Raw genomic sequence first — 5,934 nt, 5'->3', positions numbered from 1 at the left:
AGCGCGCGCTCGGCGGCGGCGGCGCTGCCCGCCGCACCGACCTCCACCTCGGGCTCGGCGGCGAGCGTCGCGGCCAGCGCCTCGGCGAAGATGCGGTGGTCGTCGACCACCAGGACGCGAATACGCCCCATCGTCCGTCCCCCCTGCTCCGGCCCGGCCCCCACCGGTACCGGACTCAGCGTACGGGGTGGCTGCCGGACCGGTGGGGGATTGGTGAAGTTTCTTCATCCCCTGGTGGTTTGACCTTCGCTCGACATGCACGAACGGTGGCCGGGGGTGCCATGGGCCCCCGGCGGGGGCCGGGGGCGGCGACCGGGCAGGTGGGAGGTGTCAGGCGAGCCGGCGGGCCCCCGCGGCGGGGGTGGCGGCGAAGGTGCGCGGGGCCGCGTAGCCGGCGGCGGTGAAGGCGGCGGTGACGGCGTCGGCCACGGCGTCCAGCCGCTCGGCGGTGACCAGGGCGATCACCGAGCCGCCGAAACCGCCGCCGGTCATCCGGGCGCCGAGCGCGCCAGCGGCGACGGCCGTGTCGACCGCGAGGTCGGTCTCCGGGCAGGAGACCCGGTAGTCGTCGCGGAGCGAGGCGTGGCCGGCGGTGAGGATCGGCCCGAGGGCGGCGAGGTCGCCGGCGTCCAGCAGGGCGACGGCCCGCTCCACGCGGGCGTTCTCGGTGACCACGTGCCGCACCAGCGGGCGCAGTTCCGCGGGCAGCCGGTCGAGGGCGGCGGGCAGGCCGGCCGGGTCGAGGTCGCGCAGGGCGGCGAGGCCGAGCAGCGCGGCGGCGCGCTCGCAGCCGGCGCGCAGTTCGGCGTAGGCGCCGTCGGCGAGGTCGTGCTTGACCCCGGTGTCGACGACCAGCAGGCGCAGGCCGGCGCCGGCGAGGTCCAGCGGGACCTGCCGCTGGGCGAGGTCGCGGGTGTCGAGGAAGAGGGCGTTGCCCTCGGTGCAGCAGACCGAGGCCATCTGGTCCATGATCCCGCAGGGCACCCCGACGAAGGCGTTCTCGGCCCGCTGGGCGAGCCGGGCGAGCGCCGGGCCGTCGAGGCCGAGGCCGTGCAGGTCGTTGTAGGCGGCGGCGAGGACGCACTCGATGGCCGCGGAGGAGGAGAGCCCGGCGCCGGTCGGCACGTCGCTGTCGATGTGCACGTCGGCGCCGCCGACGTCGTACCCGGCCGCGCGCAGCGTCCAGACCACCGCGGCCGGGTACTTGGCCCAGCCGTCCACCGTGCCGGGGGCCAGATCGGCGACCACGAGCTCCACGGCCGCGCCGCCGGCCTGCTCGCTGTGCAGCCGCAGCACGCCGTCGGCACGCAGCCGCACGGTGGCGCGGGCCGCGTGCGGCAGGGCGACGGGCAGCACGAAGCCGTCGTTGTAGTCGGTGTGTTCGCCGATCAGGTTGACCCGGCCGGGCGCCGCCCAGATTCCTTCGGGGGCGGCGCCGTCGCGGACGGACTGGGGACCGGTCATCAGGCTCGCTTCTCCAGGGTGAAGGCCCAGGCGTCGGCGACGATGTCGTCGAGCTCGGGGCGGCGGGGGCGCCAGCCGAGCGCCTCGTGGGCGCGGGCGGCGGAGGCGACCAGGACGGCCGGGTCGCCGGGGCGGCGGTCGGCGGTGACGACGGGGATCTCGCGGCCGGTGACGCGCTTGACGGACTCGATGACCTCGCGGACCGAGAAGCCGTTGCCGTTGCCGAGGTTGCAGATCAGGTGCTCGCCCGGGGTGGCCGCGTCGAGGGCGAGCAGGTGGGCCTCGGCGAGGTCGGCGACGTGGATGTAGTCGCGGATGCAGGTGCCGTCCGGGGTCGGGTAGTCGTCGCCGAACACGGAGATGTGCGGGCGCTGCCCGAGCGCGGCCTGGAAGACCAGCGGGATGAGGTGCGACTCGGGGTCGTGCCGCTCGCCGTACGCGCCGTAGGCGCCGGCCACGTTGAAGTAGCGCAGCGAGACCGCGGCCAGGCCGTGCGCGACCGCCTCACTGGTGATCAGGTGGTCGACCGCCAGCTTGGTCGCGCCGTAGGTGTTGGTGGGTGCGGTGCGGGCGCTCTCCGCGATCGGCACGATCTCGGGCTCGCCGTACACGGCGGCGGTGGAGGAGAAGACGAGCGTGCGCACGCCGGCCTTGCGCATCGCGGAGACCAGCTCCAGCGAGCCCGCCACGTTGTTGCGCCAGTACTTCTCGGGGTCGGCGACGGACTCGCCGACCTGCGAGGAGGCGGCGAAGTGCAGCACGCCGTCGAAGGAGGCGTCGAGCACGTCGGCCGCGTCCTGGATGCGCCCGCGGACGAACTCCGCGCCCGCCGGCACGCCCTCGGCGAAGCCGGTCGACAGGTCGTCGAGCACGGTGACCTGGTGGCCCGCCTCCAGCAGGTGGGCGGCGACCACACTGCCGACGTAGCCGGCGCCACCCGTGACCAGGTACTTCCTCATGATGCGACCTCCCGCAGGCGCTGCGCCGCCGCTTCCGGCGACACATCGTTGACGAACGCGTCCATGCCGGACTCCACTCCGGCCAGGAACTTGAGCTTGCCTACCGTACGACGGATCGTGAACAGCTCCAGATGCATCGCCAGCTCGCCTCCCCCGGCGGAGGAGGGCGCCTGGTGCCAGGCGGAGATGTACGGCGTCGGTGCGGCCTGCTCATTGTGCCCGGGCTCGATGAACAGCCGGTCGAAGCGGCGGAGCAGCTCCAGGTACAGCCCGGGGAACTCGGCGCGCTCGGCCTCCTCCAGCGCGGTCAGGTCAAGGACGCGGCGGTGCGGGTACAGGTGGATCTCGTAGGGCCAGCGGGCGGCGAACGGGACGAACGCCGTCCAGTGCTCGCCGGCCAGCACCACCCGTTCGCCGGTGCGCTCGGCGGCGAGCAGGTCCTCGAAGAGGTTGCGGCCGGTGTCCGCCCGGTGCCGCCGGGCCTGCTCGGCCATCCGCACCGTGCGGGGGGCGGTGAAGGGGAGGGCGTAGATCTGGCCGTGCGGGTGGGCGAGGGTGACGCCGATCTCCGCGCCGCGGTTCTCGAAGCAGTAGACCTGCTCGATGCCGGGGCGGGCGGAGAGGTCTGCGGTGCGGTCCGTCCAGGCGTCGAGCACCAGGCGGGCGTGCGGCTCGTCGAGGTCGGCGAAGGAGAGCCCGTGGTCGGCGGTGAAGCAGACCACCTCGCAGCGGCCGGCGCCGGGGCCGGCCGCTGCGAACGGGTGCGGGTGGCCGGTGACGTGCCGGGCGGCGTCGGCGGAGAGCGAGGGGAAGCGGTTCTCGAACACCGCCACCTGGTAGTCGGCGGCCGGGATCTCGGAGCGCCGGCCGTCGCGGGACGGGCAGAGCGGGCACTCGTCGGCCGACGGGTGGTAGGTGCGGCCCTGCCGGTGGGCGGCGATGGTCACCCAGTCGCCGGTGGCCGGGTCGCGGCGGATCTCGGAGAGGCCGGCCACGGGCTCCAGCGGGCGCAGGTCGGTGGAGTCCCGGTCGGCAGCGTCGCCCGCGTCGAAGTAGAGGAGTTCGCGGCCGTCCGCGAGCTTGGCAGTGGTCTTCTTCACGGTGGACGCGCTCCGATCTCTCGTTATCCAACATAGTCGAACAGCACCGATCAGAAGTCAACATCCCCGGGCATGGCCGACCGATGTCCGCACCTCGGGGGTGTCAGGCGGTCCGGGCCACCCGGTCCAGCAGGCCCGTCCGGGCCGCGACGGCCGCGGCCTCCAGCCGGGAGCGGGCACCCAGCTTCACCAGGACGCGCTGCACGTGCGTCCTGGCGGTGCTGGCGGCGATGCCCATGCCGGCCGCGATCGCGGCGGTGTCCTCGCCCTCGGCGATCCTGGCCAGCACCTGGGCCTCGCGCCGGGTCAGCAGCCGCAGCAGGCGCAGCGCGTCGTCGTCCGGTGCGGCGGCGGGCTGCAGCAGCGCCTCGAACGCGCCCTGCAGCACCTCGACCGCCACCGCCGCCTCGCCGGCCCTGACCCGGGCGATCGCCCGTTCCACGACCTCGATCCGCTCGTCGCTGCGGACGTACCCGGCGGCGCCGGCGGCGAAGGCGGCGGCCACCCGGCCGGGCTCGCCGACCGGCCCCAGCACCACCACCGGCACCTCGGGGCGCCCGCGCCGCAGCGCGCGCAGCACGGCGGCGAGCTCGCCGTCGGCCGGGCCGCCGTCCTCGCGGCCCGCGACGCCCAGCAGGCAGACCTCCGGACGGCGGCCGGCCAGCAGCCCGTCCGCGGCGGCGGCGGGTGCCCCCACCGCGAGCACCCGGTGCCCGCGCAGCTGGAGGGCGGCGCCCAGCGCCTCGGCCAGCAGCCGGTGGTCGTCGACGATCACGAGCCGAACGCCCACAGCGCCCTCCAGTCCCGGTGCGGCCGATGGGCCCGCGACCGCCCCGGCCCGGCGATTGACGCACCATCACAGCGCATCGACGCCCGCTCCGCCAGGGCGCCTGCACCGGGAAACGACGAAGACCCCCGCCGCGAGGCGGGGGTCTTCGTTCTGTACGGAGCCCCCATGCGGAATCGAACCGCAGACCTTCTCCTTACCATGGAGACGCTCTACCGACTGAGCTATAGGGGCCTGTTCTCCGGCCGGCTGGCCGTTCCTTCGAACGAGGAAGACATTACAGGGCGGGCGGCCCGGAAGGGAAATCGATCGGCCGTCGGACCGTGTCACGGCCCCTGGACGCCCTCGCCGCAGTGCGCCCGGTCGAACCGCTCGCGCGCCGCGACCACCGAGCCGGCGTACTCCTCCACCCCGCTGCCCAGCGGCGCGATCCGCTCCGCGAGGGCCCGGCCGAGCGGCAGCAGGCCGTAGACCACCCGCGGCGGGGTCTCGGGGTGGACGGTGCGCAGCACCAGGCCGTCCCGCTCCAGCGCGCGCAGCGACTGGGTCAGCATCTTGCGGCTCACCCCGCCGACGGACCGCTGCAGCTCGGAGAACCGCTGCTCACCGCAGGAGTGCAGGCTCAGCACGAGCAGCAGGGACCACTTGTCGGCGAGCTCCGCGAACACGTCCCGGCTCGGGCAGAACGCGGCGAAGATGTCGAACTCCTGGTCGGAGGAGTGCGCGGGATCGGACTGCTGTGTGGCCATGCCCCCAGGGTAGCGGGCCGGTCTCCATTCGAGGGTTGGTAACTTTTAGAAACCTGGTCTACATTGGAGACCGAGCGCGGCGCCCACCCGGCGGTGCCGCGTCCGCCGTCCCGCCCCGACCTCACCGAGGAGCACCCCGCCATGACGTCCACCCCCCGCCCCACCGTCGCGATCGCCTACCACTCCGGCTACGGCCACACCGCCGTCCTGGCCGAGGCGGTGGCCCGCGGCGCCGCCGCGGCCGGTGCCGACACCGTGCAGATCGCGGTGGACGCCATCACCGAGGAGCAGTGGTCGCAGCTCGACGCCGCCGACGCGATCGTCTTCGGCTCGCCGACCTACATGGGCACCGCCTCCGGCGCGTTCCACACCTTCGCCGAGGAGACCTCCAAGCGCTGGTTCGGCCAGGTCTGGAAGGACAAGCTGGCGGCCGGCTTCACCAACTCCGGCTCCAAGAGCGGCGACAAGCTGCACACCCTGCAGTTCTTCACGGTGCTGGCGGCGCAGCACGGCATGCAGTGGATCAGCCTCGGCCTGCACCCGGGCTGGAACTCCTCCACCGCCTCGGAGAACGACCTCAACCGGCTGGGCCTGTTCCTCGGCGCCGGCGCGCAGACCCACACCGACCAGGGCCCCGAGGGCGTGCACAAGGCGGACGTCGCCACCGCCGAGCACCTCGGCGAGCGGGTCGCGCAGCAGGCCGCGATCACCCTCGCCGGCCGGGCCGCACTGGCCGCCTGAGCACCGCTCACCCGCCGGCCGCCGCACCCCCGTCCAGTACGAGGGAGCGGCGGGCGGCGGCGGGCCGGGCCGCGCCCCGGGTCTCCCGCAGGCCGAGCAGGCCGAGCAGCGCGAGCCCCCCCAGCCCCGCCCGG

At 74.7% G+C, this 5,934-nt stretch carries 6 protein-coding genes, 1 tRNA gene and 1 pseudogene; 1 reads left to right on the top strand and 7 read right to left on the bottom strand.

Annotation, left to right across the window (positions count from 1 at the left end; translation table 11 throughout):
• The 7 genes and pseudogenes from ACFV0G_RS33550 to ACFV0G_RS33520 all read right to left on the bottom strand — a co-directional run.
• Positions 1 to 131: pseudogene (locus tag ACFV0G_RS33550) on the bottom strand (DNA-binding response regulator); the annotation flags it as partial.
• A gap of 199 nt (positions 132 to 330) precedes the next feature.
• Positions 331 to 1,464, bottom strand: coding sequence for a galactokinase (gene galK, locus ACFV0G_RS33545; protein ID WP_380556158.1), 1,134 nt, complete (start codon positions 1,462 to 1,464; stop codon positions 331 to 333).
• Positions 1,464 to 2,423, bottom strand: a complete 960-nt coding sequence (galE, locus tag ACFV0G_RS33540; protein WP_380556156.1) for a UDP-glucose 4-epimerase GalE — start codon at positions 2,421 to 2,423, stop codon at positions 1,464 to 1,466. Before galE ends, galK begins: the two co-directional genes overlap by 1 nt.
• Entirely contained in the window at positions 2,420 to 3,523 is a 1,104-nt protein-coding gene (gene galT / locus ACFV0G_RS33535) for a galactose-1-phosphate uridylyltransferase (protein WP_380556154.1), read from the bottom strand. Before galT ends, galE begins: the two co-directional genes overlap by 4 nt.
• Positions 3,524 to 3,626: 103 nt before the next feature.
• Complete coding sequence (locus ACFV0G_RS33530) at positions 3,627 to 4,313, bottom strand: LuxR C-terminal-related transcriptional regulator (protein WP_380556152.1); 687 nt, start codon at positions 4,311 to 4,313, stop codon at positions 3,627 to 3,629.
• 158 nt (positions 4,314 to 4,471) lie between these two features.
• Positions 4,472 to 4,544: transfer RNA gene (locus tag ACFV0G_RS33525), tRNA-Thr, on the bottom strand.
• Positions 4,545 to 4,636: 92 nt separating this feature from the next.
• A complete protein-coding gene (locus tag ACFV0G_RS33520; RefSeq protein ID WP_380556150.1) occupies positions 4,637 to 5,059 on the bottom strand; it encodes a winged helix-turn-helix transcriptional regulator in 423 nt (140 codons plus the stop codon).
• Positions 5,060 to 5,200: 141 nt separating this feature from the next.
• Between ACFV0G_RS33520 and ACFV0G_RS33515 the strand changes: the two genes are divergently transcribed.
• Positions 5,201 to 5,800 carry a flavodoxin family protein gene (locus ACFV0G_RS33515; protein WP_380556148.1) on the top strand — a complete coding sequence of 200 codons (600 nt, stop codon included), beginning with the start codon at positions 5,201 to 5,203 and terminating at the stop codon, positions 5,798 to 5,800.
• Positions 5,801 to 5,934: the final 134 nt, after the last annotated feature.

Origin of the sequence: Kitasatospora sp. NPDC059571 (assembly GCF_042735675.1) — a bacterium.
Classification (GTDB): Bacteria; Actinomycetota; Actinomycetes; order Streptomycetales; family Streptomycetaceae; genus Kitasatospora.
Note: the sequence above shows the minus strand (reverse complement) of the source record. Positions and strands in the feature narration are given on the sequence as shown.

Bases quoted from the DNA above. Each gene is read 5' to 3' on its own strand.
- galK (WP_380556158.1), bottom strand. From the start codon at position 1,464: ATGACCGGTCCCCAGTCCGTCCGCGACGGCGCCGCCCCCGAAGGAATC.
- galE (WP_380556156.1), bottom strand. From the start codon at position 2,423: ATGAGGAAGTACCTGGTCACGGGTGGCGCCGGCTACGTCGGCAGTGTG.
- ACFV0G_RS33520 (WP_380556150.1), bottom strand. From the start codon at position 5,059: ATGGCCACACAGCAGTCCGATCCCGCGCACTCCTCCGACCAGGAGTTC.
- ACFV0G_RS33515 (WP_380556148.1), top strand. From the start codon at position 5,201: ATGACGTCCACCCCCCGCCCCACCGTCGCGATCGCCTACCACTCCGGC.